This is a genomic window from Modestobacter sp. URMC 112 (assembly GCF_053502575.1).
This window is the reverse complement of the sequence record NZ_CP199957.1, coordinates 3,994,574-4,021,179: the sequence shown is the minus strand read 5'-3', so window position 1 is coordinate 4,021,179 and position 26,606 is coordinate 3,994,574. Positions and strand designations below refer to the sequence as shown.

Below are 26,606 nucleotides of genomic sequence, written 5' to 3'. Positions count from 1 at the left end.
CCTAACCTCACTCCGTCCGATGCCTGCCGCCGTCCCGCCGGACGCCGGTCGCCGTCGACCTCGCGACCTTCCGGGGCACTCCGTGCCGGGACTACGCTCCGACAGCGCCGAACCTCAGCCTGGGGGAGTGCCATGGTCCAGGGCAGCGACGTCCGCGGTGACCTGCTGGCGAGGATCGCCGCCAAGCGGGCGACCGTGCAGGCGCACATCCGGCGGTTCGGCCCGCGGACCCGCCGGCGGGCCAACATCGTCGTCGTGCTGACCTCGCTGTCCGCCGTCTTCACAGTGGGCCCGGCGGCCGGCGGGGAGGGCTTCGCCGAGTCCGTGTCGACGCGGCTCGGGCTGGCCGCGGACTCGGTGGTCTGGCGGGTGCTCTGCCTGTTGGCGATGCTGGTCTCGGTGGCCGCCGCGGTGCTCACCAACCTCGGCAAGTCCCACGACGCCGCGGTCCGGCTCAGCACCGCCGAGGCGGTGGACGGCGAGCTCGAGGGCCTCGCCCTGCTGCTCGAGTTCGGCCAGCTGCCCGTGGAGGACGCGGTGCAGCTCTACCAGCAGTACACCGCCAAGCTGGGCTTCATCGACGAGGTCGTGCCGGCCGTCGCAGCCACCCGACCAGACGGGGGCTGACGGGGCGGCCCACGGCCGCCGGGGGCGGCCCGCCGGGCGAGCGGCTCGGTCCGGCGGCGGGTGGACCGGGTGCGGACGCCGGTTCCGGCCGGCGTCGCCGGGTACCCGGCGCGCCATGGCGCAGACGCAGGCACCGAGCCCGTCCGACGAGCAGGACGACCGGCCCGGCGTCGGCGCCGACCCCGCCGCCGACCCGGCGGTCGCCGAGAAGCCGGTCGAGGACACCCTCACCCGGGCGATCGACGAGGGGCGCCGCCGCATCGCCCGCCGGACCTGGCCGCTGCTGGCCACCGGGCTGCTCGGCGGCATCGACGTCGGCACCGGCGTGCTGGCGCTGCTGTTCGTCGAGCACGAGACCGGGAGCGCTCTGCTGGCCGGGCTGGCCTTCACCATCGGCTTCATCGCCCTCACGCTGGCCCGCAGCGAGCTGTTCACCGAGGACTTCCTGGTGCCGGTGATGACGGTCGTCGCCCGGCAGGCCCGGGCCCGGATGCTGATGCGGCTGTGGATCGGCACGCTGGTGGCCAACCTGGTCGGCGGCTGGCTGTTCACCGGCCTGGTGCTCACCGGGTTCCCGCAGTTCGCCGACACCGCCATCGAGGCCGGCGCCTTCTACGTCGACCTGGGCCTCGGGATGAAGGCCTTCGCGCTCTCGGTGCTCGGCGGCGCCGTGATCACGCTGATGACCTGGATGCAGCACACCACGTCCTCCACCGGGCTGCGGCTGGTCCCCGCGGTCACGACCGGGTTCCTGCTGGCCGGGGCCCAGCTCAACCACGCCGTCGTCAACTCGCTGCTGATGTTCGCGGCGCTGCACACCGGCCGGGCGCCGTTCGGGTACGTCGAGTGGGCCCAGACCGCCGGGTTCGCCGCGGTGGGCAACCTCGTCGGCGGGGTCGTGCTGGTCACGCTGCTGCGGCTGTTCCAGTCGCCGCACACGATCGAGCGGGAGCGGGAGCGGCCGGCGCTCGGGGTGCCCGTCGGTGACGACCGGCGGGAGAGCGACCGGCCGAAGGCCGAGCCGGGCATCTGACCCCCCGCTGGTCAGCCGCCCTGCGCCGCCCGGCGGATCGCCACGACGTACCGGTCCAGCGCCAGCCACTGCACCCGGGAGCTGACCGGCCCGCCCAGCCGGGCCAGCGGCGTCGCCAGCCGGGAGAAGGCCCGGAGCGAGTAGACGACGTCGCCGTCCGCGTCCAGCGACACCACGAACGACTCCTCGCCGCTCTCCGGGTGACCCGGCAGCGTGCCGTAGCCGAAGCCCCGGCGGTCGGGCTCGTCGAGCACCCACACCACCCGGCAGGGGACGTCCAGTCCCAGCCGGCGCAGCCCCGCGGTCATCAGGACGACGGTGCCCGGGGTGTCCGCCGGGCCGCTGGCCTGCACCCGCAGCCCGGCACCGCGCTGGGCGCGCCAGTCGAACACGGCCGCCGCCGCCCGGTCGAGGGCAGCACGGCCGCGGCCCACCACCTCTGCCCGTTCGAGGTGGGAGTAGCCCGCGGGCAGCGGACCCTCCCGGGTCGCGCCCACCTCGGGGTAGGTGAACGGCGCGTCGGCCAGCTGCTGGAGGGTCGTGCGGCGGAGGACTCCCACCGGCCCAGTCTGCGTGCTGCCGCCGGAGCGCGGCCCGTAGGCTCCGCGGCACTGTGCTCCCCGCCGTCACCGCCACCCGCTACGTCACGCCGCTGCGTGAGGGCGGCTCGCTGCCCGGGCTGATGGAGGCCGACGACCTCGGCACCTACGTGGTGAAGTGGCGTGCCGCCGGGCAGGGCGTCCGGGTCCTGGTCGCCGAGGTGGTCTGCGGGGAGCTGGCCCGCCGGCTGTCACTGCCGGTGCCGGCCCTGGTGACCGTGGACGTCGCGCCCGAGCTCGCCGTGGGGGAGCCGGACCAGGAGGTGCAGGAGCTGCTGCGGAACTCCGCCGGGGTCAACCTGGGCATGGACTACCTTCCCGGCGCCCTGGACTTCGAGGCCGCCGCGGCCGGCGTCCAGCCCGAGCTGGCCGGCCGGGTGCTGTGGTTCGACGCGCTGGTCGGCAACGTCGACCGCTCCTGGCGCAACCCCAACATGCTGTTCTGGCACGGCCGGCTGCACCTCATCGACCACGGGGCCACGCTGACGTTCCACCACTCCTGGCCCGGCGCCGCGGCGGCGGTGGCCCGGCCCTACGACGCCTCCCAGCACGCCCTCGTCGAGTGCGACCCCGACGTGCGCGCCGCCGACGCCGCGCTGGCCCCGCTGGTGACCGAGCGGCTGTTGACCGAGGTGCTCGCGCTGGTGCCCGACGACTGGCTGGAGGGACCCACCCCGGAGGAGTCGCCCGCCGCCGTCCGGGTCCGCTACGTGGGCCAGCTGCTGGCCCGGCTGGCCGCCCGGGACGCCTGGCTGCCCGGGGTGGTCGCGGCGGCGGCCGCCGGGGGTGCCGGGCGCCGCGCCGCTCCCCGGGGACAGAACCGGCCGTCCTGGCTGGGGCCTCCGCCACCCGAGGGGGTCAGCCAGCGGTGAGGGACGGGACGTCGAAGGACACGTTCGAGTACGCGGTGCTGCGGGTGGTGCCGCGCGTGGAGCGCGGGGAGTCGCTCAACGCCGGGGTGCTCGTCTACTGCCGGCAGCGGGACTACCTGGGCTCGCGGGTGCACCTGGACGCCGACCGGCTGCGGGCGCTGGACCCGACCGCCGACCCGGCCGCCGTCACCGCGGCCCTGCAGGCGGCCGCCGACGTGTGCGCGGCCGCCCCGGTATCCGGGGCCGCCGGGCGGGAGGCGCTCGGCTCGCGGTTCCGGTGGCTTACCGCGCCGCGGAGCACCGTCGTCCAGCCGGGGCCGGTGCACACCGGGCTGACCGCCGACCCGGACGCGGAGGCCGACCGGCTGCTGCGGCTGCTGGTCCTGCCGGTCTCGGACTGAGGGAGCCCGGGCTCGGACCGCGCTCCAGCGCAGCCGGCTCGGCACGCTCCGCAACCGGTCGGCGACGGTGTCCGGCCCGCCACACCTGTCGTCGGGGGTTCATCCGCCGGCCATGTCCTCCGCCCGGCCGTCGGCCTGGGTTCCGAGTACTGGTCACGCCCCCTCGGAGGACATCCATGACCGATCCCGGCCCCGCCCGCCGACGCCCGCTGCTGCCGCTCCTGGACAGCCTCCGGCACGGCAGCCGCAGCCACACCACGTGCTGGTACAAGTGCGGCAACGCCTGTGACGCCCCCGTGCCGAACCGGACCGACAACCCCACCATCGCGGAGGTCGTCGAGGGGGCCTTCAGCCGGCGCAGCATGCTGAAGGCGGCCGGCGCCGGCGCCCTGGTGGTGGCGGTCGGCCCGCTGGCCTCCGCCGCGGCGGCCGAGATGCCCGGCGGGGACGGCGCCCCGGCCCCCGACGGACCGCTCACCTTCGAGCCGGTCCAGCAGAACCTCCTGGACGAGTTGGTCACCGCGGCCGGCTACGAGCACGCCGTCGTCCTGCGCTGGGGCGACCCGGTGGAGCGGGACGCGCCGGACTTCGACGTCGACGCCCAGACCGCCGAGGCGCAGGCCCGGCAGTTCGGCTACAACTGCGACTTCCTCGGGCTGCTGCCCCTCGGGCGGGACGGGCACCGCGGTCTGCTGGTGGTCAACCACGAGTACACCGACGAGCAGCTGATGTTCGCCGGCGTCGCCGACGAGGAGGCGCCCACCACCGACGAGCAGAAGCGCATCGCGATGATGGCGCACGGGCTGTCGGTCGTGGAGGTCCGGCGGACCGGGACGGCGGGGGCGTGGGAGGCCGTCCCGCGGGGGAAGCGCAACCGGCGGCTCACCGCGATGACGCCCTTCGAGCTCACCGGCCCGGTGGCCGGCTCCGAGTACGTGCGCACGTCCGCCGACCCGGGGGGCCGGCGGGTGCTGGGCACGCTGAACAACTGCGCCGGCGGCATGACCCCGTGGGGCACCACGCTGCACGGCGAGGAGAACGTCTACCAGTACTTCGGTGCCACCACCCCGGTGACCGAGGACCCCCGGGAGCCGCGGTACACCCGGTACGGCATCACCGTCGACGAGCCGGCCGGGCGCCGCTGGCACGTGGTGGACCCTCGGTTCGACATCACCGTCGAGCCCAACGAGCCGAAGCGCTTCGGTTTCATCGTGGAGCTGGACCCGTACGACCCGGCGTCCACGCCGAAGAAGCGGACCGCCCTCGGGCGGTTCAAGCACGAGGGGGCCAACGTCCACGTCGCCGAGGACGGTCGCGTCGTCGCCTACTCCGGCGACGACGAGCGGTTCGAGTACGTCTACAAGTTCGTGTCCCGCCGGCGCTACCGGCCGGGCACCGACGCGGCGTCCCGCGCGCACAACATGACGCTGCTGGAGGACGGCGACCTCTACGTCGCCCGCTTCACCGGCGACTCGCCACCGGAGCAGATCGACGGCGTCGCCACCGTGCCGGCCGACGGCGAGTTCGACGGGACCGGCCAGTGGGTGCCGTTGGTGCGCGGCGGGCAGTCGATGGTCCCGGGCAGGTCGGTGGCCTGGGTGCTCACCTTCACCCGGCTGGCCGCCGACCGGCTGGGCAAGGAGCTGGACGCCGCCGGGGACTTCCCGGACCCGGCCGCCCCTGTCGTCGTCGACCCGTCCAAGGTGCCGACCCGGATGGACCGACCCGAGGACATCCAGGTCAACCCGGTCAACGGCCGGGTCTACGCGGCGTTGACAACAACTCCCAGCGCGAGGTCGCCGACGAGGCCAACCCGGTGGCCCGGTCGTTCGCGTTCGACGTCGAGACGGGGACCTACGAGGAGCGCACCGGCAACCGCAACGGCCACGTGCTGGAGTGGCAGGAGACCGACGGGATCGACGGTGACGACTTCTACTGGCGGGTGTTCATCGTCGCCGGTGACCCGGACGACCCCGCGACGTTCTTCGCCGGCTTCGACAAGTCGCGAGTCAGCGCCATGTCCTGCCCGGACAACCTGGAGTTCGACCCGGCCGGGAACCTGTGGATCTCCACCGACGGCAACGCCCTGTCCACGGTGGACCAGGAGGCGGGCACGGTCGGGGGGACGAACGACGGGCTGTTCGCCGTCCCGACGGCCGGCCCGGAGCGGGGGCACCTCAAGGCCTTCCTCACCGTCCCGGTGGGCGCCGAGTGCAGCGGTCCGCTGATCACGACCGATGCCCGCTCGGTGTTCGTGTCCGTGCAGCACCCGGGTGAGACGACCGGGTCGACCCGCGACGCGCCGTCCAGCACGTGGCCGGACCGGCTGGCGGACCGGGGCTACCCGCGGCCGAGTGTCGCGGTGGTGTTCCGGAGCGACGGCGGCCGAGTGGGGAGTTGAGGAAGGACTGCCCTCAGCCCGGGAGCAGCGCGTCGATGCGGCGGGCGAGCTGCAGGTCCAGCTCGGAGACGCCGCCGGCGGAGTGGCTCACCAGGGTCAGGTGCAGGGTGCGCCAGCGCAGGTCGACGTCGGGGTGGTGGTCCATCTCCTCGGCGACGTCGGCGATCGACACGATCGCGGCGACGGCGTCCCGGAAGCTCGGGAGCTGCACCGTGCGACGCAGGCCGTCGGCGTCACCGGACCACCGGGGCAGCTCGGTCAGCGCAGCGGCGACCTCGTCGGCCGACAGCTTCGGTGGGCGTGGCATGGCCCGATCATGCCCTCATGGCCTCGTCCCGAGGCTCACCCGGCCTCGTCCCAGGGTCCCGCGGCGTCGGCCCCGTCCCGAGGCCCTTCCTCAGAGGTGCAGGCCGCACTCCGTCTTGCCCTTGCCGGCCCACCGGCCGGCGCGCGGGTCCTCGCCCGGGGCGACCGGCCGGGTGCAGGGGGCGCAGCCGATCGAGGCGTAGCCGATCTCGGCGAGCGGGTTGATCGGCACCTGGTGCTCGGCGACGTAGGCGTCGACGTCGTCCTGCGTCCAGGCCGCCAGCGGGTTGACCTTGACCATGCCGCGCTTGGCGTCCCAGTCCACGACCTTCGTGCCGGCCCGGGTCACGGCCTCGTCGCGACGCACTCCGGACCCCCAGGCGACCAGCCCGGACAGCGCCTGCGCCAGCGGCTGCACCTTGCGCAGCGAGCAGCACAGGTCGGGGTCGCGCTCGTGCAGAGCGGGCCCGTGCTCGGCGTCCTGCTCGGCCACCGTCTGCGCGGGGCGCACGTTGACCAGCGTGATCGGCAGGACGCTGCTGATCCAGTCCCGGGTGCCGATCGTCTCGGCGAAGTGGTACCCCGTGTCCAGGAAGACGACCCGGACGCCGGGGACGGCGGTGCTCGCCAGGTGCGCCAGCAGCCCGTCGGCCATCGAGGAGGTGACCGCGAAGTCGTCCCCGAACGTCCCCCCGGCCCACCGCAGGACGGCGAGGGCCTGCTCCACCGGGTCGGCGATGCCCTCGAAGCGGGCGTCGGCCTCGGCGGCGAGCTCCGGCGTCGGTCGGGCGACGGCGGTGGTCACGAGCGGGTCACCCCTGTTCCGGTCAGTCGGACGACGAAGCTGCGCAGGCAGGCGCCGCAGCGCCATCCCCCGTCGTCCTCACCGTGCGGGATGAGGTCCTCCTCCCCGCAGTACGGGCAGTGGAACGGGGGCAGCTGCCGGGTTCTTCCGGGCGAGGCCTGCGTCACGGTGGTCAGACCAGCCAGGCCTCGTCGGCCCGGGTCACGTAGGTGGCGAACCGCTCGCCCGGCTCGCGGCGCTCCTGGTACCCGCGCAGCAGCCGCACGACGTAGTCCGCGGTCTCCTCCTTGGTCACCTTGTGACCGCGGAGCTTGCGGCCGAATGCGGCCTCGACGCCCAGGTGGCCGCCCAGGTGCACCTGGAAGCCCTCCACGCTCTCGCCCTCGGCGTTGGTTACGATCATGCCCTTGAAGCCGATGTCGGCGGTCTGGAACCGGGCGCAGCTGTTGGGGCAGCCGTTGACGTTGATGCCGATCGGCTCGTCGAACTCCGGCAGCCGCTTCTCCAGGTCGCTGTAGAGGTCCTGGGCGAACTGCTTGGTCTCGACGATGGCCAGCTTGCAGAACTCCAGCCCGGTGCACGCCATCGTGCCGCGGCGGAAGGCGCTGGGCCGCACCTGCAGGTCGTGCGCCTCCAGCGCCTCGACCAGCGCCTCGACCCGCTCGTCGGGGACGTCCAGGACGACCAGCTTCTGCTGGGTCGTCGTCCGGATCCGGCCCTCGCCGTACTCGTCGGCCAGGTCGGCGATCCGGGTGAGCAGCGAGCCGGTGATGCGGCCGGTCCGCAGCGCGAAGCCGACGGCGTTGCGGCCGTCCTTCTGCTTCGCGACGCCGACGTGGTCGCGCTGGTCGTGCTTCGCCGGGGCGGGCGCCGGGCCGTCGGGCAGCGCCGCGTGCAGGTACTCGTCCTGCAGGACCTGGCGGAACTTCTCCGGGCCCCAGTCGGCCATCAGGAACTTGATCCGGGCGCGGTTGCGCTGCCGGCGGTACCCGTAGTCGCGGAAGATCGCGGTGCAGGCGGCCCAGACGTCGGTGACCTGGTCGGGCCGGACGAAGACGCCGATCCGCTGGGCGAACATCGGGTTCGTGGACAGCCCGCCGCCGACCCAGAGGTCGTAGCCGGCCTCGCCGGCCTCGTTCCGCACCCCGACGAAGGAGACGTCGTCGATCTCGGGCTCGGTGCAGTGGTCGACGCAGCCGGACATCGACGTCTTCCACTTGCGCGGCAGGTTGCTGAACTCGGGGTTGCCGACGTACTTCTCGACGGTCTCGGCGATGACGTCGGTGGCGTCGAGGACCTCGTCCTCGAGGATCCCGGCGAGCGGGCACCCGAGCATCACGCGCGGCACGTCGCCGCAGGCCTCCATCGTGCTGAGGCCGACCGACTCCAGCCGCCGCCAGATCTCGGGCACGTCCTCGATGCGGATCCAGTGGTACTGCACGTTTTGCCGGTCGGTGACGTCGGCGACGTCCCGGCCGAACTCGGTGCTGATCCCGCCGAGGACCCGGAGCGCGTCACTGGTCAGCTGCCCGCCGTCGATGCGGGCCCGCATCATGAAGTAGGAGTCCTCGAGCTCCTCGGCCTCCAGCACGGCGGTCTTGCCGCCGGGGATGCCCTGGGCGCGCTGGGTGTACAGCCCCATCCAGCGCATCCGGCCGCGCAGGTCGCCGGGGTCGATGCCGTCGAAGCCGGTCTTCGCGTAGATGTCCAGGATCCGCTGCCGGACCTCGAGGCCGTCGGAGTCCTTCTTCATCCGCTCGTTGGGGTTCAGGGGCTCCCGGTAGCCGAGCGCCCACTGGCCCTGCCCACGGACGGGGCGGTTGCTGGTGCGGGTGGGGGAGGACACGTCAGTACTTCTCCTCTGCGCCGGCGCGCGCCGCACGGGCGGGCGACCGGGGTGCTGCCGAAGGGGTCTGCAGCGGGGGCTGCGGCCAGAACCGGGTCAGCGCGCGGTGCGACACGCGGCGCTGGAGACCCGCGCCAGATCGACGTGCAGCCGCGCCACGAGGAGCGAGCCGCAGTCAGTCACCCGCCGATCGTCCCACACCCGGCCCGGATGGGCCCGTGACCCCGGCGGGTCGCGCTCAGGCGGGCGCCGTCGTGCGTCCGGCGGTGTCCTGCCCGCCGTCCGCCCGGCTGGACCCGGGGTCCTCGGGAGCGCCGAAGGAGCGCCAGGCGCTCTCCAGCTCGGCCAGCTCCGCCACGTGGGGCGGCAGGGTGCCGGCGACGACGTCGGCCAGCGTCACCCGCTCCAGGACCTGCCGGTAGCTCTCCCGGGCCGCCACCCAGACGCCGGCCAGGGGCGCCGCGGTGCCCGGGTACTCGACGTCCTCGGGCCGCTGGCCGTGGACCTCGGCGAGGAACCCCTGCTCGACGCGCATCACCCGGGCGATCGAGACCTGCTCCGCGGGGAGCGCGAGCCGGTAGCCACCCTCGCGGCCGCGCTGGCTGGTGACCAGCCGGGCGTGCTGGAGGTCGCCCAGGATCGCCTGCAGGAACCGCGAGGGGATGCCCTGCGCCTGGGCGATGCGGTCACAGGTCAGGGCGCCGGGGGCCGCGGCGGCCAGCTCGATGGCCGCCCGCACCGCGTAGTCGACTCGGGCGGATATGCGCACGGAGCCCATCCTGCCGTGTCTGACAGGCTGCGGCCGTGTCCCAGCTGCGGTTCACCACTCTGGTGGAGGCGCCGTTGACCGTGGCGTTCGACGTCGCCCGCGCCCTCGGCCGGCCCTGGCCGCACCCGCTGCGCGAGGTCGAGTCGGTCCGCCCGCACCGGGACGTCTACCAGGGTGCCTCCGGCGCGCTGACCCACACCCGGCACTTCTCGCCCACCCAGGCTGGCACGCTGGTGGTCGAGGAGGTCGACTGGGCGTCCGGCCGGTCGCCGCTGATCGGGCGGCCGGTGCTGCGGCGCCGGCTGCTGCGCTCGATGCAGGCCCATCGGGACGCCTATGCCGCGGCCGCCGCGCTGCGGGCCCTGTCGGTCACCCAGGTCGTCGGTGCCGCCCTCGTCGACCAGCGGCGCCGCGTGCTGGTCGCCCGGCGCGGGACCGGACCGCTGGCCGGGCTCTGGGAGTTCCCCGGTGGCAAGGTCGAGCGCGGGGAGGACCACCTGACCGCGCTGGTCCGCGAGTGCCAGGAGGAGCTCGGCGTCCTCGTCGCCCCGCAGGCGTTCCTCGGCGAGGTGCCGCTGGACGGCGTCGTCTCCGGCGGCGACCCGGGGGCCTCGACGCTGCGCGTGTGGTGGGGCCGGGTGGCCGTGGGTGAGGTGGTGGCCCACGAGCACAGCGAGCTGCGCTGGGTGGCCGGGCACGACCTCGAGGCGCTGGACTGGATCCCCGCGGACCGCCCCCTGCTCCCCGCCGTCCGCGCCCTCCTGCTGCGCCTCTGACCCCCACCCCCGCGCTTTCGGTACCGAAAGCACCCCGCGCTTTCGGTACCGAAAGCGCGCGGGGAGGCGCCGCCTGTGGACGGCGCGACGGTCGGCCGCTCCGCTCGGCCAGGCTGGCCGGATGCTGCGACGGCCGCTGCCCCACGGTGTCTTCCTCGGCAGCCATGCCATCGCCGAGGGCGCGGTCACCCGACGGCAGCTGCAGAGCGGCCTCTTCCGGCGGCTGCTGCACAACGTCTACGCCGACCCGGGCATCTCGCTCGACCACCAGCTGCTCAGCCGGGCCGTCGCCCTGGTCGCGCCGCCGGACGGGGTCATCGCCGGTCGCTCGGCGGCCGGCTGGTTCGGCGCGCCCTTCGCGAGCGCGTCCGATCCCGTCACCGTCATCGTCCCGGCGCTCAGCCCGTGGCGGGGACCGCGGGGTGTCCGGGTGCACCGCACCGACCTGGCACGTTCGGAGGTCGTGGTGGTCGAGGACGCCATCCCGGTGACCACTCCGATCCGGACGGCGTGGGACGTCGCCACCCTCGACCGGACTCCGGACGCCGTCGCGACCCTCGACGGCATGCTGCGCGACGGGGCCCTCTCGGACGTCGACCTGGCCGCGCTGCTGGGGCGTGCTCCGGGCAGGTGGCGCGGTCGGCGGGCGCAGCGCGCGCTGACTCTCGCCGACGGCAGGGCACAGAGCCCGCCCGAGTCCTGGGTGCGGGTGGCGTGCCAGGTGGCCGGTCTCGCCCCGCCCGTGCCGCAGTTCGTGCTGGCGGTCGAGGGGGCGTGGCTCGGTCAGGTCGACCTGGCCTGGCCGGAGCACAAGGTGGTCGTCGAGTACGAGGGTGCGTACCACTTCGACGGCCTGCAGATCGTGAGGGACGACCTGCGCTACGCCCGCATGACCGCGGCGGGCTGGCGGGTCATCCGGCTGAGCTCGGTCGATCTCCGCGACATGGACGCCGTCGTCCGCCGGATCCAGGCTGCGCTCGTCCTCTGAGCAGCGCCGCCGTGCCGCGCTTTCGGTACCGAAAGCGCGGAGGTAAGAGTGCGGCCCGGGGGTGGACGTGGCGGAGCGCCGTCGCGGACGGGCCGCGCCGGCGCTCCGACAGGGGCGGGCGGTGCACCGCCCGCGGTGGCTCCGGGGAGCCGGGCCTCACCAGGTGAGGCCGGAGGTCACTTGAAGATGTCCTTGACCTTCTCGCCGGCCTGCTTGGCGTTGCCGCTGGCCTGGTCCACGTGGCCCTCGGCCTCCAGGTCGCGGTTCCCGGTCGCCTTGCCGGCGGCCTCCTTGCCCTGTCCGGTGAGCTCCTCGGCCTTGTTCTTCATCTTGTCCATGGCACTCATGGGTCCTCCTCGGTGCGGCAACAGGTCTGTGGAGAGGTACCCGGGTGGGCGGTGCGCACACATCCCCGACCGCCGGGCCGGCGCGTCCGTCAGGCAGACCGCGACCGGCTCCACGGAACCGTGGGCCGGGCGCCCCTGCGCCCGGTTTTCAGTGGCGGCTCGGGGACGGTCCTGAGCACAGGTCACAAATCGGTGACGTCCGTGGACGGTGTCTTCCGGCACTGCCTAGGGTCCACCCGTCGCGCCTGTCACGCGGGGGCGACAGCTGTCCGACAGGCTGTGACGATTCCGTCCCCGGCCCATCCGGCCGATCCCGGGTCGGTCGACCTGATCATCCCTCCCGCACGAGCGGGTCGAGGAGGCAACCGAACGTGAAGTTGAGCAAGCGCAGTTCAGCGCTCATCGCCACCGGCATCGCCGGCGCGATGGCGCTGTCGGCCTGTGGTGGCGGCGGCGACGATGGAGGCGGCGACGAAGGCCAGGCCGGCGGCCCCTCCGGCCGGGTGGTCTTCGGTGAGTCGACGGACTTCCCCGAGAACCTCTACCCGAACATCGCAGCCGGCAACGCGACGTCGGTGGCCAACGTGCTCATCGGCGTCCTGCCCTCGCCGTACCACATCCAGCCCGACTTCACCGTCACGTACAACGACGACCTGCTGACCGAGGAGCCGACCCTCGAGGAGAACGGCGGGACCCAGGTCAACACCTACTCGATCAACCCGGACGCGGTGTGGAGCGACGGCACCCCGATCACCGCCGACGACTTCGAGTTCACCTGGCAGGCCAACCGCAGCGGTGACCCGGCTCAGGGCGGCTGCCCCGCGGTCCTGTCGACCACCGGCTACGACGTCATCGAGAGCATCGAGGGCGCCGACGACGGCAAGACCGTCACCGTCACCTACTCGACGCCGTTCGCCGACTGGCAGGGCAACTTCGAGAACCTGCTGCCCGCGCACCTGATGGCCAACGAGGACCCGGTCGCGCTCTGCGAGACCATCACCACCGGCTGGCCGATCAGCGAGGGCATCGTCGGCGACATCTCCGGTGGCCCCTGGCAGGTGCTGGCCGAGAACATCGACGCCGGTGGCCAGATCATCGTGCTCACCCCGAACCCCGAGTGGTGGGGCGAGGGCCCGAACCTCGAGCAGCTGATCATCCAGAACATCGGCAACGACCCGACGACGGCGGTGCAGGGCATCCAGTCCGGCGAGCTCGGCGTCATCTACCCGCAGCCGCAGCTGGACCTGGTCGACCAGATCCAGGCGCTGGAGCCCAACGTGTCCAGCGAGATCAACTTCGGTCTCTCGTTCGAGCACGTGGACTTCAACACCCAGGACCCGCACCTGGCCGACCCGAACGTCCGCAACGCCTTCGCCTACGCGCTGGACCGTGAGGAGATCGTCGCCCAGACCGTGGGCCAGTTCTCCAGCGACGCCCAGGTCCTCAACAACCGGATCTGGCTCAACACCCAGCCGGAGTACGAGGACACCGCGCCGGCCGAGGTCAAGACGCAGAGCGTCGACCAGGCCCGCCAGCTGCTGGAGCAGTCGGGCTACACCGCCGGCCCGGACGGGATCTACACCCACCCGCAGCGCGGCCCGCTCAACATCCAGATCGACACGACGGCGAACAACCCGCTGCGGCAGACGACGATCGAGGTGATGATCCCGCAGCTGCGCGAGGCGGGCATCAACGCGACGTTCAACGCCAACCCGGACATCTTCGCCGGGGCCGAGCAGCCGACCAGCCTCGAGGCCGGTGGCTTCCAGGCCGCGCTGTTCGCCTGGGTGGGCAACCCGTTCGTCACCTCTGCGCAGTCGATCTACCAGAGCCCGCAGGGCGACAACATCCAGCAGAACTACTCGCGGGTCGGGACGCCGGAGATCGACGCACTGTTCGCCGAGCTCGCCACCGAGCCCGACCGCGCGCGTCAGCAGGAGCTGGGCAACCAGATCGACGCCCTGCTCTGGGAGCAGATGGCCACCGTGCCGCTGTACCAGAAGCCGACCTTCGTCGCGTACCAGTCCTCCATCGAAGGGGTGCAGGACAACCCCACCGAGGCCGGTCCGCTGTGGAACTCGGAGACCTGGACCGTCCAGTGACCTCCGGTCGGCACTGAGCACCACCCGCACCGAGCACCGAGCACCACCCGCACCGAGCACCACCCCGGCCCGGCGCCGCCGTCCAGCGGCGGCGCCGGGGCCCGGGCCCGCGGCCCCTGGGACCACCTCCCGGGGGCCGTGGTGCGTCCGGGAGGGGCTGTCGGCGGCCTCGTCGGCAGCCCCTCCCGCCGCCCCGTCCGTGCCGCAGGATCGCTCGCTGAACAGGTCGTTCCGAGACCGGACGACTTCCGCTCCCGGCGTAAGGTCACCGCATGTTCTTCTTCACGATCCGGCGGATCATCGCGTCGGTCTTCGTGTTGCTGGTGAGCTCGTTCCTGGTGTTCGCGCTCTGCGCCGCCAGCTTCGATCCGCTGGCCCGGTACTACACCCAGAACCCCCGCCCCCCGGAGTCGTTCTTCAACAACCTCCGCGAGGAACTGGGCCTCAACGACAACTTCTTCGTCCGGTACTGGAACTGGCTGTCCGGCGCGGTCACCGGCGACTTCGGGCAGACCGTCAACGGGACGCCGGTGGCCGACCAGCTCACCGGCCGGATCCTGGTCACCGGGCGGATGATCCTGGCCGCCGTGGTCATCGCCATCCTGCTGGCGGTTGTGGTGGGCGTGATCGGCGCCGTCCGCCAGTACAAGGCCTCGGACTACGCCTTCACCTTCGTCGTCTACCTGCTCATCGCGCTGCCCACGTTCTGGTTCGCCGCGCTGCTCAAGGAGTTCGTGGCCGGCGGGGTCAACGACCTGCTGGGCTCCCAGGTGCTGTACACGATCGGTGAGGAGACACCCGGGCTCGGGTTGTACGCCGAGGGCTGGGAGCTGTGGTCCGACCGGCTGGGCCACCTGATCCTGCCCACGATCAGCCTGGCGGCGCTCTCGTTCGCCGCCTGGAGCCGGTTCCAGCGCGCGGCGATGCTGGACGTGCTGGGCTCGGACTACATGCGGCTGGCCCGGGCCAAGGGCCTCACCTACCGGCGCACGGTGGTCCGGCACGGGCTGCGGAACGCGCTCATCCCGCTGACCACCGTCGTCGCCCTGGGCATCGGCACCCTCTTCGGCGGCGCCGTGATCACCGAGACGGTCTTCGTCTGGCACGGCATGGGCGAGTACCTGCTGCTCAACGGCATCGGGAACAACGACATCAACGTCGTCCTCGGCTGGCTGCTGGTCAGCGCCGTCTTCGTCGTCCTCTTCAACCTGATCGCCGACATCCTCTACGCGGTCCTGGACCCGCGGATCCGGCTCGCCTGAGCCGCGCGAGAGAGAAGGACGACATGGCCACCACCCAGGCCGGCACCGACACCGCCGGCGGGGTACTGCCCGCCACCCCTGGCACGCCGCAGAGCGGCGGCGGGGTCGAGCGCGAGTTCACCGTCAAGGCCCGCAGCCAGCGGCAGCAGATCATCCGGCGGTTCTTCCACAACAAGGTCGGGATGACCGGGGTGGTCATCTTCGTGCTGCTGCTGGCCTTCGGGTTCCTCGGCCCCCTCGTCACGGGGGTGGACTACGCCACGCAGAACAGCAGCCAGCAGTCCGTGCCGCCGGGCACGGCCGGCTACCTGATGGGCAGCGACGAGATCGGTCGCGACCTGATGGCCGGGATCATGACCGGCGTGCAGCGCTCGCTGTTCATCGTGCTGCTGTTCGTGGTCATCGCCTTCCCCCTCGGTCTGCTCGTCGGGGCCCTGGCCGGCTACTTCGGCGAGTGGGTCGACAGCCTGCTCATGCGCTTCGTCGACCTGGTGCTGACCGTGCCGCTGCTGGTCGTGCTGATCGTCGTGGCGAGCAACTTCCCCGGCTCCCGCACCCCGCTCGGCGTCGGCATCATCCTGGGGTTGTTCGGCTGGCTGGACCTGGCGCGCATCGTGCGCAGCCAGTTCCTCTCGCTGCGCGAGAAGGAGTACGTCGAGGCCGCGCACGCCATGGGCGCCTCCGACAGTCGGATCATCTTCAAGCACCTGATCCCCAACACGCTGGGCTCGCTCATCGTGTGGACGACGCTGGCCGCCGCCACCGCCATCACCCTCGAGGCCGCCCTGACCTACCTCGGGTTCGGCGTCAACGGGGCCAACCAGACGTCGCTGGGCCGGCTGGTCTCCGACGGTGTGCAGGCCGCGAGCACCCGGCCGTGGCTGTTCTACTTCCCGGGGATCGCGCTCATCGCCATCGTGCTGGCGATCAACCTCATCGGCGACGGCATCCGCGACGCCTTCGACCCGAGCAACCGCCGCGTGCGGGCCTGACACGTCCCCTCGAACAGGAGATCCATGTCCACCCTCGGGACCCCCGGCCCCGGCGCGTCCGGTGCCACCGCCGTCGGGGCCTCCTCGGCCGGCACGCTGGGCACGAACGGCGGGCTCAGCCAGGCCGGTTCCCGCACCACCAGCCTCGGCGGCTTCGACCCCGCAGCGCCGCTGCTGCAGGTCAGCGACCTCAACGTCCGCTTCCCCACCGAGGACGGTCTGGTGCACGCCGTCCGCGGTGTCGACTACACGCTGCGCTCCGGTGAGGTGCTCGGCATCGTCGGGGAGTCCGGCTCCGGCAAGTCGGTGACGTCGCTGGCGGTCATGGGCCTGCTGCCGGGCTCGGCCCGGGTCAGCGGCTCGGTCCGGTACCGCGGGCAGGAACTGCTCGGCCAGAGCGACCGCAGCATGTCGCGCGTCCGCGGCAAGGGCGTCTCGATGATCTTCCAGGACCCGATGACCTCGCTGGACCCGGTGTACCGGATCGGGTTCCAGATCGAGGAGACGCTGCGCAGCCACGACAGGTCGCTGTCGTCCAAGGCGGCCGAGGCCCGGGCGGTGGAGCTGCTCGAGCTGGTCGGCATCCCCAACGCCGGGGACCGGGTGCGCGCCTACCCCCACGAGTTCTCCGGCGGCATGCGCCAGCGGGTGGTCATCGCCATCGCGATGGCCAACCAGCCCGAGGTGATCATCGCCGACGAGCCGACGACGGCCCTCGACGTGACCGTGCAGGCGCAGATCCTCGAGGTGCTGCAGACCGCGCTGCAGGAGACCGGTGCGGCCATGGTGCTCATCACCCACGACCTGGGCGTCGTCGCCGGCATCGCCGACCGCGTGCTGGTCATGTACGCCGGCCGCCCCGTGGAGATCGGCAGCGTCGAGGACATCTACTACGAGCCGCGGATGCCCTACACGCTCGGGCTGCTGGGCTCGCTGCCGCGGCTGGACGCCACCACCAAGGAGCGGCTGACCCCCATCCTCGGCGCGCCGCCCTCGCTGCTCAACATGCCCCCGGGCTGCCCGTTCGCGCCGCGCTGCCCGCTGCACGTCGCCCAGTGCGACGAGGCCGAGCCGCCGCTGCTCCAGGTCGGGGCGGGCCACCAGGCCGCGTGCATCCGCACCGAGCAGGTGGCCCGCGCGCACGGGGACGCGACCGAGGTGTTCAGCGACACCGCCGACGACTCCGGTCTGGCCGGGGAGCCGCTGCCCGCCGACCTGGCCACCGCCGAGAGCGCCCGGGACGCCGCCGCCCCCGGCACCCCGCCCGCCGAGCAGACCGAGAGCGGCACCGGCCGCGCCGACACCGGCAGCGTGGTCAGCACCTCGGCGCCCGCGCCCACGACCGGCACCACGAACGGAGAGCGGGCATGAGCGCCCCCACCACCCAGCGCCCCGGCGACGGGTCCACCCGCCGAGGGGAGCCGATCCTCACCGTCCGCGGGCTGGAGAAGCACTTCCCGATCAAGGGCGGCGGCCTGATCAAGCGGACGGTCGGGGCGGTCCGCGCCGTCGACGGCGTGGACCTGGACCTCTACCCCGGTGAGGTCCTCGGCCTGGTCGGGGAGTCCGGCTGCGGCAAGTCGACCACCGGCCGGGCCATCCTCAACCTGCAGCCGGCCACCGCCGGGTCGGTGACCTTCCAGGGACGCGAGCTGGTGGGGCTGTCCCGCAAGGAGATGCGGCCGCTGCGCCGGGACATCCAGCTGGTGTTCCAGGACCCCTACGCCTCGCTCAACCCCCGGCTGCCGGTCTTCGACATCGTGGCCGAGCCGCTGATCATCCACGGCCTGACCAAGGACGACACCGAGCTGCGGGCCCGGGTCCGGGAGCTGGTGGAGACCGTCGGGCTCAACCCCGAGCACACCAACCGGTACCCCTCGGAGTTCTCCGGTGGGCAGCGGCAGCGCATCGGCATCGCCCGGGCGCTCGCGCTGCAGCCCAAGGTGCTGGTCCTCGACGAGCCGGTGTCGGCGCTGGACGTGTCCATCCAGGCCGGCGTGATCAACCTGCTCGAGGACCTCAAGAACGAGCTGGCGCTGTCCTACCTGTTCATCGCGCACGACCTGTCGGTGGTCAAGCACATCTCCGACCGGGTCGCGGTGATGTACCTGGGCCGGATCATCGAGATCGCCGACCGCGACGAGCTCTTCGACTCACCGGCGCACCCCTACACGCAGGCGCTGCTCTCGGCGATCCCGCTGCCCGACCCCCGCCGGGAGCGCGCCCGGCAGCGGATCATCATCTCCGGCGACGTCCCGAGCCCGGCCAACCCGCCCTCGGGCTTCCGGTTCCGCACCCGCTGCCAGAAGTTCGCCAACGAGCTGTCCGACGCCGAGCGCCAGCATTGCATCACCGTCGACCCCGCGCTCGAGGAGCGGGGGGCCGGCCACCTGAACGCCTGCCACTACGCCGAGGCGACCAGGGTGTTGTAGGAGGGGGTGATCACGGCTGCGGTCCAGTCGTGATCGGGCGCGGGCCCGCAGGGTCCCGCCGGAGTGCGTCGCAGCAGCTCCACGAACCAGGGGACGGCTCGTGGCCGCGGTGCGATCCGGCAGGATCGCGATGTGAACAGACGGCTCCTGCTCGTGCACGCCCACCCCGACGACGAGACCATCAACAACGGGGCGACCATGGCCCGGTACGTCGCCGAGGGGGCGCAGGTCACCCTGCTCACCTGCACCCTCGGTGAGGAGGGCGAGGTGCTGGTGCCCGAGCTGGCGCAGCTGGCCGCCGACCAGGCCGACCAGCTGGGCGGGTACCGGATCGGCGAGCTGGCGGACGCGATGGCGGCCCTGGGCGTCACCGACTGGCGGTTCCTCGGCGGAGCGGGCCGGTACCGGGACTCCGGGATGATGGGCACGCCGGCGAACGACGCGCCGCGGGCGTTCTGGAACGCCGACCTGGACGAGGCCGTCGACGCGGCGGTCGCCGTGGTCCGCGAGGTCCGCCCGCAGGTGGTGGTCACCTACGACGAGCAGGGCGGCTACGGGCACCCCGACCACATCCAGGCCCACCGGGTGACGATGCGCGCGGTGGAGCGGGCCGCCGACCCGGCACACCGGCCCGACCTGGGCGCGGCCTGGGACGTGGCCAAGGTCTACTGGTGCTGCACGCCCCGCTCGGTGCTCCGGCGGGGCATCGAGGCGATGGCCGCGCTCGGGGAGGCCTCGCCGTTCGAGGGCCTGGGAGACGTCGACGAGCTGCCCTTCGCCGTCGACGACGACCTGGTCACCGCCGCGGTCGACGGGACCGCCCATGCGGGGCAGAAGGACGCTGCGATGCGCGCGCACCCCACCCAGATCACCGTCGACGGGCCCTTCTTCGCGCTGTCGAACAACCTCGGCCTGGAGGTGCTGGGCGTCGAGTACTACCGGCTGGTGCGCGGGCAGCGGGGCCCGGAGGGGTCGGGCCCGGAGGGCTGGGAGGACGACCTGTTCGCCGGGCTGACGTGAGCCGGGCGCTGCGACTGCTCGGCTGGGGCCTGCTCGCCGTCCTGGTCGCGGCCTGGCTGGCGCTGGTGGAGGTCTTCTGGCTGCCGTGGCGGCTGGGCGGGGTCCCGGTGCCGGTGTCGGTGGTCGCTGCGGTGGCCGGCAACCTGGCGCTGGTCACCCTCGCGCACCGCTGCTCCGGCTCGCGACTGGTCGGCGTGCTGCCCGCGGTGGTCTGGCTGGTGATCGCCGTCCGCGGGTCCGTCCCGACCTCGGAGGGGGACCTGCTCATCACCGGTGGGGACGGCGTCACCCAGCTGGTGAACCTGGCCTTCCTGCTGCTCGGGGTGCTGGCCGCCGCCGTCGCCGTCGGCCGCGTGCTCGGCACCCCGCGACCACCGGCGGCCCCCCGCCCGGCGCTCACCCCGGCCGGCGCCGGTAGTGGTAGCGGTGGTGCTCGATGAACCCGTCCCGCCGGTAGAGGGCCAGCGCCGGTGCGTTGTCCGCGGTGACCTGCAGGTACACCGAGGTGGCACCGCGCTCGGCGGCCCAGCGCTGCAGCGCTGCCATCACCTCGGTGGCCAGCCCGCGGCGGCGGTGCCGCTCGTCGACGGTCACCGCGGTGACCCCGAGCCAGCCCCCGGTCAGCACACCGCGGGCGACGGCGACGGGCGGGGCGGGCGCCGGGTCGGGCCGCACGGCGGCGAAGACCACGTCGGACGCGTTGGTCAGCACCCGGACGGCGACCGGGGGCAACGGCGCCCCCCGGTACCGGTAAGCGGCCAGCCAGCCGTCGTCCGGGGCGAACGAGAGGTCGACCGGCACGTCGCCGGGCGGGCGGGGCGCCACCGGGGCGGTGAGCACCAGCACGTCACCCTCGCGCTCCCACCCGGCCGCGGCGAAGGCGGCGTCCGCGGCGCGCGCCTGCCGGCCGGGCAGCTGAGCGCGGGGACGCAGGCCGCGGGCGTCGTACCAGCCGGCGACGGCGTCGACCGCGTCCCGGGGCGCGATGCCTGGGTCGCCGACGACCAGCGCGGAGTTGGCCCGCCCGGTGAAGCCCCCGCCGGCCCGGAGCAGCCAGTCGCCCAGCCGGGCCTCCTCCAGGCCCTGCCAGCCGCGGGCGGCGAGCAGCTCGAGGTCGGCCACGCCGAGGGGCGATCTGCGCTGTCCCATGGGGCGATCCTGCTGGCGCTGGGGGACGCCCCCGACGAGGGGGTGGGCCGCCGACCCGTTTCGCCCGGGAGGAGCGGGCAGGGGATACTCCAACCGATCGAATCGACCCTGGGCCGTGCCCAGGAGTCGCCGCCCGTGCGCCCCCGGAGGAACCCCGTGACCTACGTCATCACCCAGGCCTGTGTCGACGTCCTCGACAAGGCGTGCATCGACGAGTGTCCGGTGGACTGCATCTACGAGGGCGAGCGGATGCTCTACATCCACCCCGACGAGTGCGTCGACTGCGGTGCCTGCGAGCCGGTCTGCCCGGTGGAGGCCATCTACTACGAGGACGACGTCCCGGACAAGTGGAAGGACTTCTACAACGCCAACGTGGAGTTCTTCTCCGACCTGGGCAGCCCGGGCGGCGCCGCGAAGACCGGGAAGATCGCCAAGGACCACCCGCTGGTGGCCGCCCTCCCGCCGCAGGGAGAGTGACTCCGGCGGCACCGCGGGCGGCGTCCCCGCGCCGGCTGCCGGACTTCCCCTGGGACTCCCTCGCCCCGGCCCGGGCGCGCGCCGCCCAGCATCCAGGCGGGGTCGTCGACCTGTCCATCGGCACACCGGTGGACCCGACCCCGCCGGTGCTCGCCGAGGCGCTCGCCGCGGCCGGCAACGCACCCGGTTACCCGACCGCGCTGGGCACCGCGGACGTCCGCCGGGCGGCCGCCGGCTGGCTGCAGCGCCGGCTGGGCGTCACGCTCGCCGACCCGTTCGCCGCCGACCCGTCGGTGGTCCCGACGATCGGCTCCAAGGAGCTGGTGGCGTTCCTGCCGACGCTGCTGGGGCTGGCCGGGCGGGGCACGGTCGTCGTCCCCGAGGTCGCCTACCCCACCTACGAGGTCGGCGCGATCGTCGCCGGGCTGGACGTGCTGCGCTCCGACGTCCCCCCGGACGACGCGGCCGACGTCGTCCTGGTGTGGCTGAACTCGCCGGGCAACCCGCACGGCCGGGTGCTCACCGACGAGGAGCTCTCCCGCTGGGTGTCCTGGGGCCGCGAGCACGGGGTGCCGGTGGTCGCCGACGAGTGCTACGTCGAGCTCGGCTGGGACGTCGCGCCGCGCTCGGTGCTGCACCCGGCCGTGGCCGGGCCCGACCACGCCGGCCTGCTGGCGGTGCACTCGCTGTCCAAGCAGTCCACCGCGGCCGGCTACCGCGGCGGGCTGCTGTCCGGTGACCCGGTCCTGGTCCGGCGGGTCTGGGAGGCCCGCCGGCACCTCGGCCTGCTGGTGCCCACCCCGGTCCAGGCGGCGATGGCCGCCGCGCTGTCCGACGACGCGCACGTCGCCGAGCAGCGCGCCCGGTACGGCCGGCGCCGCGACCGGCTTGCCGCGGCGGTCCGCGCCGCCGGCGCCCGGATCGACCACTCCGAGGCCGGGCTGTACCTGTGGGTCACCCGGGACGAGGACTGCTGGACGACGATCGACTGGCTGGCCGGGCTCGGGCTGGTCGCCGCCCCCGGCACCTTCTACGGGCCGGCCGGCTCCCGGCACGTGCGGATGGCGCTCACCGCCTCCGACGAGCGGGTCGGGGCGGCGGTCGAGCGCCTGACTGGATGAGGGCGGCCGGATGAGCCCGGCGGTCGACGTCCCCGCTGCCCTGCGGACGGCGATGACGGCGGCCCACGGCGAGGCCGGGACGGCGTGGTGCGACCGGCTCCCCGAGCTGGTCGCCCGGTACGCCACCCGCTGGGACGTGCAGCCGGGGGCGCCGTTCCCGGTGACCTGGCACTGGGTGGCGCCGGCGGGGGAGACCGTGCTCAAGATCGGCTTTCCCACGGCCGAGCGCGACGTGGCCCGGGAGGCGGCCGTCCTCGCCGTGTGGGACGGCCGGGGCGCGGTGCGGCTGCTGGCCGCCGACGTCGGCGGGGACGACGCCGAGGCGGTGCTGCTGGAGCGGGCCCGCCCCGGCACCGACCTGCTGGCCGCGCCCGACGAGGAGGCGTTCCCGCTGATGGGCGCGGTGGCCCGGGCGCTGCACACGGCGGGGCACGCCCGCCCGGACCGCGCCGTCGACGCCGGCGCCCTGGTCGACCTGCGCACCGGCCATCCCGACCTGCCGCCGGAGGTGACCGGCTCGGCGGCCGACGTGCTGGACGGGTTGCTGGCCACGACCCGGGTGCGGGCGCTGTGCCACGGCGACCTGCACCACGCCAACGTGCTGCGTTCGGCGTCCGGGCCGGTGGTCATCGACCCGCGCGGGGTGTGGGGCGACCCGGCCCTGGACGTGGGTGTCGCCCTGCTCAACCCGCTGGGGTCGCTGCCCGGCGAGCGCGCCGCGCTGCGCGGCCTGCTCGAGCGCCGGCTGGAGCTGATCTGCCCGGCGATGGGCGTGGACGCCGACCGCGGCCGGCGCTGGACGATCGTCTGCGCCGCCGTCTCGGCGCTGTGGACCGCGCAGGACGGCGGTGGGGTTGACGCGACGGCGCTCGCCGTCGTCGAGGTGCTCGGCTGACCGGGGTCCGACGTCCCCGGTCTCAGCGGGCGAGCGAGAGGGTCAGGGGTGCCCCGGCGGTGGCCGCGTCGGCCGCCCAGCCGCCGTCCGGCGTCCAGCGCCAGCCGTCCCGGACGACCTCGGCCAGCTGGAGCCGCTCGGCGTGGGCGACGGCCCAGGTGGCCTCCGGCCAGCCGGCCGGGGTCACCGACACCACGCCGTCGGGCAGCACGGTCGGGGGGCCGGCCTCGCGGCGGACGACGTCGGCGACGGCGACGGCCCGGTCGTCCAGCGGGCCGTCGGCGTCCGGCGGGCTGTAGGTGCACGACAGCTGTGCCGGCGTGTCGGCCAGGAGCGCGCCGGTCAGCGTGCCGGCCATCGCCTCCCACTGCTGGTACGCCTCGGGGAAGCCGCTGCGTTGCACCCGCTGGGCCACCTCGGTCAGCCGGCCGGTCTCCCAGCCGGGGACCTCGATCAGCCCGTCGAAGAACTTCCCGGCCGAGTAGACCGGGTCCTGCACCTGCGCCTCGCTGCCCCAACCCTGGGACGGGCGCTGCTGGAACAGCCCCAGCGAATCGCGGTCGCCGTGGTCGAGGTTGCGGATCCGGGACTCCTGCTGCGCCGTGGCCAGGGCGATCACCGTCGCCCGCGCGGGGAGCCCGCGGCTGCGCGCCACCGCGGCGATCGTGGCGGCGTTGGCCGCCTGGGCGGTGGTCAGCGTGAGGTCCGACCCGGCGACGGTGCAGCGCCCGGCGATCGGCGTCCCGGCGGGGTCGTCCCGGTGGGCGGCGAGCACGGCCACCAGGATGAGGGCGGCCACCGCGAGCAGCCAGCCCAGCACGCGCCCGGCGGCCGGCGGTCGGCGATGCCCCCGCCCACGCCCCGGCGACCGGTGCCGCCGCGCAGAGGTGGCGCGTGCGGTGGACCGGCCGGCGGTCGTCGCGCCGCCCCGGGCCGGCGGCCGGCGCGGCGTCACCGGGGGACTCGACATCGCCGCCGATGGTAGGTGGCACGGCTGTGCGTTCCCTGGTCACTGGCCCGGCGCGCCCGGGCTGGCTAGCCTCGCGCCGGACGCCGACGCCGCGGCGACCGCGGCCCCCGGGAGACCCTGCATGCCCCTCGATCCTCTGCTGCCCGGTGTCGTCGTCACGTCCGTGGACACCGCGCGGCTGACCCAGCAGGTGCTCTCCGCCGAGGGCGTCGACCCGTACGGCCCCGGTGACGCGCTGCTGTTCGTGCACGGCAACGTCAGCTCGGCGGCGTTCTGGCAGCCGCAGCTACTGGGTCTGCCGGCGGAGCTGCGTCCCCTGGCGGTGGACCTGCGCGGCTTCGGGGGCACCGAGCCGCTGCCGGTCGACGCGCGGCGCGGGGTCCGGGACTGGTCCGACGACCTGGCCGCGCTGGTCGACGCGCTCGGCCTGGACCGGGTGCACCTGGTCGGCTGGAGCATGGGTGGCGGCGTCGTCCTGCAGCACCTGCTCGACCACCCGGACCGGGTCGCCTCGGTGGCGCTGGTCGCGCCGGTCTCGCCGTACGGCTTCGGGGCCACGACGGGCAGCGACGGGACGCCGGTCCACCCGGACGGCACCGGGTCCGGTGCCGGCGGGGCGAACCCGGACTTCGTGGCCGCCCTCGCCGGCGGGGACACCACGGCCGACCACCCGAACAGCCCGCGGTCGGTGCTGCGGTCCTTCTACGTCGCGCCGGGGTCGCTGCCGCTGGACCCGGTGCTGGAGGACGTCTTCGTCGCCTCGATGCTGACCACCCGGACCGGTCCGGACCACTACCCGGGCGACGTCGTCCAGGTGGCGACCTGGCCGGGCGCGGCACCGGGGGAGCGGGGCGTGCTGAACACCATGGCGCCGACCGTCTTCGACGTCTCAGGGATCACCGAGCTGCCGGTCCGGCCGCCGGTGCTGTGGGTCCGCGGGGACGCCGACCTGATCGTCTCCGACACCTCCGCGTTCGACCTGGCCTTCCTCGGCTCGATCGGCGCCGTCCCGGGGTGGCCGGGGGAGGCGGCGTTCGGCCCGCAGCCGATGGTCAGCCAGACCCGCGCCGTCCTGGACCGCTACGCCGCCAGCGGCGGGCGGTACCGGGAGGTGCTGCTGCCCGGGGTCGGCCACTCACCGCACGTGGAGCGTCCGCAGGAGTTCACCGTCGCGCTGCTGGAACACCTGGCCTCCCCGGCCGCGCCGCCGTCCAACTCACCGGAGACCCCCGACCCCGACGCCATGGACGGCGCCTGAGCCCGAAAGAACACGCGCGCTCGAGCCCGAAAAAGCACGCGGGGTCAGCCCCCTTGCGGGGTCCCGCCGCGAGCCTGCGAGCGGTGGGGGCAAGGGGGTCCTTCCTCTAGTTCGCGTGCAGGGCGGCGTTCAGGGAGCCCCAGTCGCCGTCCCGGGGCAGTGCCTCGAGCGCGCCGGACACCGAGTTGCGGCGGAACAGCAGGCCGTCCCGGCCGGACAGCTCCGCGGCCTTGACCACCGAGCCGTCGGGCAGCGTGACCCGCGAGCCGGCGGTCACGTAGCAGCCGGCCTCCACCACGCAGCGGTCGCCCAGCGAGATGCCGATGCCGGCGTTGGCCCCGAGCAGGCAGCCGGCGCCGATCGAGACGACCTGCTTCCCGCCGCCGGACAGCGTGCCCATGATCGAGGCGCCGCCGCCGATGTCGGAGTCCGGGCCGACGACGACGCCGGCGCTGATCCGGCCCTCCACCATCGAGGGCCCGAGGGTGCCGGCGTTGTAGTTGACGAAGCCCTCGTGCATGACCGTGGTGCCCTCGGCGAGGTGGGCGCCCAGCCGCACCCGGTCGGCGTCGGCGATCCGGACACCGGGAGGGACCACGTAGTCGACCATCCGGGGGAACTTGTCGACCGAGTACACGGTGACCGCGCCGAGGGCGGCCCGCATCCGGACGGCGGAGAAGCCGGCCGCCTCCACCGGCCCGGCGCTGGTCCAGGCCACGTTGGTGAGCAGCCCGAAGACGCCCTCCAGGCTCGTCCCGTGCGGGCGGACCAGCCGGTGCGACAGCAGGTGCAGCCGCAGGTACACGTCGTGCGCGTCGACCGGCGGGGCGGCCAGGTCGGCGATCACCGTGCGGACGGGGACGACCTGCACGCCGCGGGTGTCGTCGGTGCGCACCAGCCCGCCGTAGTCGGGGCCGAGCTCGCCCTCCGCCTCGAGGATCCCGATCTGCCGGGTGCCGGTGGACTGCCCGTCGGGCGCACCCAGCCGCGGGGCGGGGTACCAGGTGTCGAGGACGGTGCCGGCGGTGGTCACCGTGGCGAAGCCGACAGCGGTCGCGCCGGACGTCGGCGGCGTTGCGGAGGTCACGGGCGTCGAGCGTAGTGACCTGACTGGACTGCCCCGCTCGGGGCCGGGCGCCTGCCGTCGGCCCGTAGGCT

At 74.0% G+C, this 26,606-nt stretch carries 28 protein-coding genes and 1 pseudogene; 19 read left to right on the top strand and 10 right to left on the bottom strand.

The annotated features are described in order from the left end of the window. Nucleotides 1-132: 132 nt before the first annotated feature. On the top strand, nt 133-627 hold the full coding sequence (locus ACWIX6_RS19140; protein WP_448614022.1) for a hypothetical protein: 495 nt from the start codon (nt 133-135) through the stop codon (nt 625-627). A 115-nt stretch (nt 628-742) separates the two neighbouring features. Further along, nucleotides 743-1,660, top strand: coding sequence for a formate/nitrite transporter family protein (locus tag ACWIX6_RS19135; protein WP_448614021.1), 918 nt, complete (start codon nt 743-745; stop codon nt 1,658-1,660). Between the two features lie 11 nt (nt 1,661-1,671). Here the strand turns inward: ACWIX6_RS19135 and ACWIX6_RS19130 are convergent, their stop codons facing one another. Then, entirely contained in the window at nt 1,672-2,220 is a 549-nt protein-coding gene (locus ACWIX6_RS19130) for a DUF1990 family protein (protein WP_448614020.1), read from the bottom strand. A 53-nt stretch (nt 2,221-2,273) separates the two neighbouring features. Here ACWIX6_RS19130 and ACWIX6_RS19125 point away from each other — a divergent pair, with 53 nt between their 5' ends. The 4 genes and pseudogenes from ACWIX6_RS19125 (at nt 2,274) to ACWIX6_RS19110 (ending at nt 5,933) form a co-directional block, all read left to right on the top strand. Further along, on the top strand, nt 2,274-3,131 hold the full coding sequence (locus ACWIX6_RS19125; protein WP_448614019.1) for a HipA family kinase: 858 nt from the start codon (nt 2,274-2,276) through the stop codon (nt 3,129-3,131). Further along, a complete protein-coding gene (locus ACWIX6_RS19120) occupies nt 3,128-3,532 on the top strand; it encodes a DUF3037 domain-containing protein (protein ID WP_448614018.1) in 405 nt (134 codons plus the stop codon). Before ACWIX6_RS19125 ends, ACWIX6_RS19120 begins: the two co-directional genes overlap by 4 nt. Before the next feature lie 176 nt (nt 3,533-3,708). Next, a pseudogene (locus ACWIX6_RS19115) lies at nt 3,709-5,259 on the top strand (PhoX family protein); the annotation flags it as partial. Between the two features lie 89 nt (nt 5,260-5,348). Continuing rightward, on the top strand, nt 5,349-5,933 hold the full coding sequence (locus tag ACWIX6_RS19110) for a PhoX family protein (RefSeq protein ID WP_448614017.1): 585 nt from the start codon (nt 5,349-5,351) through the stop codon (nt 5,931-5,933). A 13-nt stretch (nt 5,934-5,946) separates the two neighbouring features. Here ACWIX6_RS19110 and ACWIX6_RS19105 read toward each other — a convergent pair whose 3' ends face one another. From ACWIX6_RS19105 to ACWIX6_RS19085, 5 genes are all read right to left on the bottom strand, one after another. Further along, on the bottom strand, nt 5,947-6,240 hold the full coding sequence (locus ACWIX6_RS19105; protein ID WP_448614016.1) for a 4a-hydroxytetrahydrobiopterin dehydratase: 294 nt from the start codon (nt 6,238-6,240) through the stop codon (nt 5,947-5,949). A gap of 90 nt (nt 6,241-6,330) precedes the next feature. Further along, nucleotides 6,331-7,044: a phosphoadenylyl-sulfate reductase gene (locus ACWIX6_RS19100; protein ID WP_448614015.1), complete on the bottom strand. Its 714-nt coding sequence runs from the start codon at nt 7,042-7,044 to the stop codon at nt 6,331-6,333. A gap of 172 nt (nt 7,045-7,216) precedes the next feature. Next, entirely contained in the window at nt 7,217-8,890 is a 1,674-nt protein-coding gene (locus ACWIX6_RS19095; RefSeq protein WP_448614014.1) for a nitrite/sulfite reductase, read from the bottom strand. Nucleotides 8,891-8,986: 96 nt separating this feature from the next. Next, nucleotides 8,987-9,073, bottom strand: a complete 87-nt coding sequence (locus tag ACWIX6_RS19090) for a putative leader peptide (RefSeq protein WP_448617011.1) — start codon at nt 9,071-9,073, stop codon at nt 8,987-8,989. 55 nt (nt 9,074-9,128) lie between these two features. Then, complete coding sequence (locus ACWIX6_RS19085) at nt 9,129-9,668, bottom strand: RrF2 family transcriptional regulator (RefSeq protein ID WP_448614013.1); 540 nt, start codon at nt 9,666-9,668, stop codon at nt 9,129-9,131. Nucleotides 9,669-9,694: 26 nt separating this feature from the next. On the opposite strand from ACWIX6_RS19085, the gene ACWIX6_RS19080 reads away from it, so the two are divergent. Together ACWIX6_RS19080 and ACWIX6_RS19075 are read left to right on the top strand one after the other, a co-directional pair. Beyond that, nucleotides 9,695-10,435, top strand: coding sequence for a (deoxy)nucleoside triphosphate pyrophosphohydrolase (locus ACWIX6_RS19080; protein WP_448614012.1), 741 nt, complete (start codon nt 9,695-9,697; stop codon nt 10,433-10,435). 121 nt (nt 10,436-10,556) lie between these two features. Continuing rightward, nucleotides 10,557-11,423: a DUF559 domain-containing protein gene (locus tag ACWIX6_RS19075; protein WP_448614011.1), complete on the top strand. Its 867-nt coding sequence runs from the start codon at nt 10,557-10,559 to the stop codon at nt 11,421-11,423. 176 nt (nt 11,424-11,599) lie between these two features. Here the strand turns inward: ACWIX6_RS19075 and ACWIX6_RS19070 are convergent, their stop codons facing one another. Beyond that, on the bottom strand, nt 11,600-11,770 hold the full coding sequence (locus ACWIX6_RS19070; RefSeq protein ID WP_448614010.1) for a CsbD family protein: 171 nt from the start codon (nt 11,768-11,770) through the stop codon (nt 11,600-11,602). A 371-nt stretch (nt 11,771-12,141) separates the two neighbouring features. On the opposite strand from ACWIX6_RS19070, the gene ACWIX6_RS19065 reads away from it, so the two are divergent. From ACWIX6_RS19065 to ACWIX6_RS19035, 7 genes are all read left to right on the top strand, one after another. Then, nucleotides 12,142-13,872, top strand: coding sequence for an ABC transporter family substrate-binding protein (locus tag ACWIX6_RS19065; RefSeq protein ID WP_448614009.1), 1,731 nt, complete (start codon nt 12,142-12,144; stop codon nt 13,870-13,872). Between the two features lie 272 nt (nt 13,873-14,144). After that, entirely contained in the window at nt 14,145-15,134 is a 990-nt protein-coding gene (locus tag ACWIX6_RS19060) for an ABC transporter permease (protein ID WP_448614008.1), read from the top strand. 23 nt (nt 15,135-15,157) lie between these two features. Beyond that, nucleotides 15,158-16,126, top strand: a complete 969-nt coding sequence (locus ACWIX6_RS19055; protein ID WP_448614007.1) for an ABC transporter permease — start codon at nt 15,158-15,160, stop codon at nt 16,124-16,126. Between the two features lie 24 nt (nt 16,127-16,150). Then, nucleotides 16,151-17,497 (top strand): ABC transporter ATP-binding protein, encoded by a 1,347-nt coding sequence (locus ACWIX6_RS19050; RefSeq protein WP_448614006.1) that lies wholly within the window; start codon nt 16,151-16,153, stop codon nt 17,495-17,497. After that, nucleotides 17,494-18,558 (top strand): ABC transporter ATP-binding protein, encoded by a 1,065-nt coding sequence (locus ACWIX6_RS19045; protein ID WP_448614005.1) that lies wholly within the window; start codon nt 17,494-17,496, stop codon nt 18,556-18,558. Before ACWIX6_RS19050 ends, ACWIX6_RS19045 begins: the two co-directional genes overlap by 4 nt. A gap of 132 nt (nt 18,559-18,690) precedes the next feature. Continuing rightward, nucleotides 18,691-19,578, top strand: a complete 888-nt coding sequence (gene mshB, locus ACWIX6_RS19040) for an N-acetyl-1-D-myo-inositol-2-amino-2-deoxy-alpha-D-glucopyranoside deacetylase (protein ID WP_448614004.1) — start codon at nt 18,691-18,693, stop codon at nt 19,576-19,578. Beyond that, the gene (locus ACWIX6_RS19035) at nt 19,575-20,018 is read left to right on the top strand and encodes a hypothetical protein (RefSeq protein ID WP_448614003.1); all 444 of its coding nucleotides are present in this window, start codon (nt 19,575-19,577) and stop codon (nt 20,016-20,018) included. Before mshB ends, ACWIX6_RS19035 begins: the two co-directional genes overlap by 4 nt. On the opposite strand, the gene ACWIX6_RS19030 is transcribed toward ACWIX6_RS19035, so the two are convergent. Beyond that, a complete protein-coding gene (locus tag ACWIX6_RS19030; RefSeq protein ID WP_448614002.1) occupies nt 19,975-20,727 on the bottom strand; it encodes a GNAT family N-acetyltransferase in 753 nt (250 codons plus the stop codon). The genes ACWIX6_RS19035 and ACWIX6_RS19030 overlap by 44 nt on opposite strands. A 156-nt stretch (nt 20,728-20,883) precedes the next feature. Between ACWIX6_RS19030 and fdxA the strand changes: the two genes are divergently transcribed. Genes fdxA through ACWIX6_RS19015 form a run of 3 tightly spaced genes read left to right on the top strand, consistent with a single transcriptional unit; the run spans nt 20,884 to nt 23,220 of the window. Beyond that, nucleotides 20,884-21,204, top strand: coding sequence for a ferredoxin (gene fdxA / locus ACWIX6_RS19025; protein ID WP_448614001.1), 321 nt, complete (start codon nt 20,884-20,886; stop codon nt 21,202-21,204). Continuing rightward, nucleotides 21,201-22,325 (top strand): succinyldiaminopimelate transaminase, encoded by a 1,125-nt coding sequence (gene dapC / locus ACWIX6_RS19020; RefSeq protein ID WP_448614000.1) that lies wholly within the window; start codon nt 21,201-21,203, stop codon nt 22,323-22,325. Before fdxA ends, dapC begins: the two co-directional genes overlap by 4 nt. A 10-nt stretch (nt 22,326-22,335) precedes the next feature. Then, nucleotides 22,336-23,220, top strand: a complete 885-nt coding sequence (locus ACWIX6_RS19015; protein ID WP_448613999.1) for an aminoglycoside phosphotransferase family protein — start codon at nt 22,336-22,338, stop codon at nt 23,218-23,220. A gap of 22 nt (nt 23,221-23,242) precedes the next feature. On the opposite strand, the gene ACWIX6_RS19010 is transcribed toward ACWIX6_RS19015, so the two are convergent. After that, nucleotides 23,243-24,190 carry a hypothetical protein gene (locus ACWIX6_RS19010; RefSeq protein ID WP_448613998.1) on the bottom strand — a complete coding sequence of 316 codons (948 nt, stop codon included), beginning with the start codon at nt 24,188-24,190 and terminating at the stop codon, nt 23,243-23,245. 121 nt (nt 24,191-24,311) lie between these two features. On the opposite strand from ACWIX6_RS19010, the gene ACWIX6_RS19005 reads away from it, so the two are divergent. Then, nucleotides 24,312-25,448: an alpha/beta fold hydrolase gene (locus ACWIX6_RS19005; RefSeq protein WP_448613997.1), complete on the top strand. Its 1,137-nt coding sequence runs from the start codon at nt 24,312-24,314 to the stop codon at nt 25,446-25,448. A gap of 106 nt (nt 25,449-25,554) precedes the next feature. Here the strand turns inward: ACWIX6_RS19005 and dapD are convergent, their stop codons facing one another. Next, a complete protein-coding gene (dapD, locus tag ACWIX6_RS19000; RefSeq protein ID WP_448613996.1) occupies nt 25,555-26,535 on the bottom strand; it encodes a 2,3,4,5-tetrahydropyridine-2,6-dicarboxylate N-succinyltransferase in 981 nt (326 codons plus the stop codon). Nucleotides 26,536-26,606: the final 71 nt, after the last annotated feature.

What these genes read in the sequence shown, in the direction of transcription:
- ACWIX6_RS19060 (WP_448614008.1), top strand. Translation starts at nt 14,145, where the DNA reads ATGTTCTTCTTCACGATCCGGCGGATCATCGCGTCGGTCTTCGTGTTG.
- ACWIX6_RS19135 (WP_448614021.1), top strand. Translation starts at nt 743, where the DNA reads ATGGCGCAGACGCAGGCACCGAGCCCGTCCGACGAGCAGGACGACCGG.
- ACWIX6_RS19030 (WP_448614002.1), bottom strand. Translation starts at nt 20,727, where the DNA reads ATGGGACAGCGCAGATCGCCCCTCGGCGTGGCCGACCTCGAGCTGCTC.
- ACWIX6_RS19070 (WP_448614010.1), bottom strand. Translation starts at nt 11,770, where the DNA reads ATGAGTGCCATGGACAAGATGAAGAACAAGGCCGAGGAGCTCACCGGA.
- ACWIX6_RS19005 (WP_448613997.1), top strand. Translation starts at nt 24,312, where the DNA reads ATGCCCCTCGATCCTCTGCTGCCCGGTGTCGTCGTCACGTCCGTGGAC.
- ACWIX6_RS19045 (WP_448614005.1), top strand. Translation starts at nt 17,494, where the DNA reads ATGAGCGCCCCCACCACCCAGCGCCCCGGCGACGGGTCCACCCGCCGA.
- ACWIX6_RS19015 (WP_448613999.1), top strand. Translation starts at nt 22,336, where the DNA reads ATGAGCCCGGCGGTCGACGTCCCCGCTGCCCTGCGGACGGCGATGACG.
- ACWIX6_RS19055 (WP_448614007.1), top strand. Translation starts at nt 15,158, where the DNA reads ATGGCCACCACCCAGGCCGGCACCGACACCGCCGGCGGGGTACTGCCC.
- ACWIX6_RS19105 (WP_448614016.1), bottom strand. Translation starts at nt 6,240, where the DNA reads ATGCCACGCCCACCGAAGCTGTCGGCCGACGAGGTCGCCGCTGCGCTG.
- ACWIX6_RS19075 (WP_448614011.1), top strand. Translation starts at nt 10,557, where the DNA reads ATGCTGCGACGGCCGCTGCCCCACGGTGTCTTCCTCGGCAGCCATGCC.
- ACWIX6_RS19010 (WP_448613998.1), bottom strand. Translation starts at nt 24,190, where the DNA reads ATGTCGAGTCCCCCGGTGACGCCGCGCCGGCCGCCGGCCCGGGGCGGC.
- ACWIX6_RS19085 (WP_448614013.1), bottom strand. Translation starts at nt 9,668, where the DNA reads ATGGGCTCCGTGCGCATATCCGCCCGAGTCGACTACGCGGTGCGGGCG.
- ACWIX6_RS19140 (WP_448614022.1), top strand. Translation starts at nt 133, where the DNA reads ATGGTCCAGGGCAGCGACGTCCGCGGTGACCTGCTGGCGAGGATCGCC.
- ACWIX6_RS19050 (WP_448614006.1), top strand. Translation starts at nt 16,151, where the DNA reads ATGTCCACCCTCGGGACCCCCGGCCCCGGCGCGTCCGGTGCCACCGCC.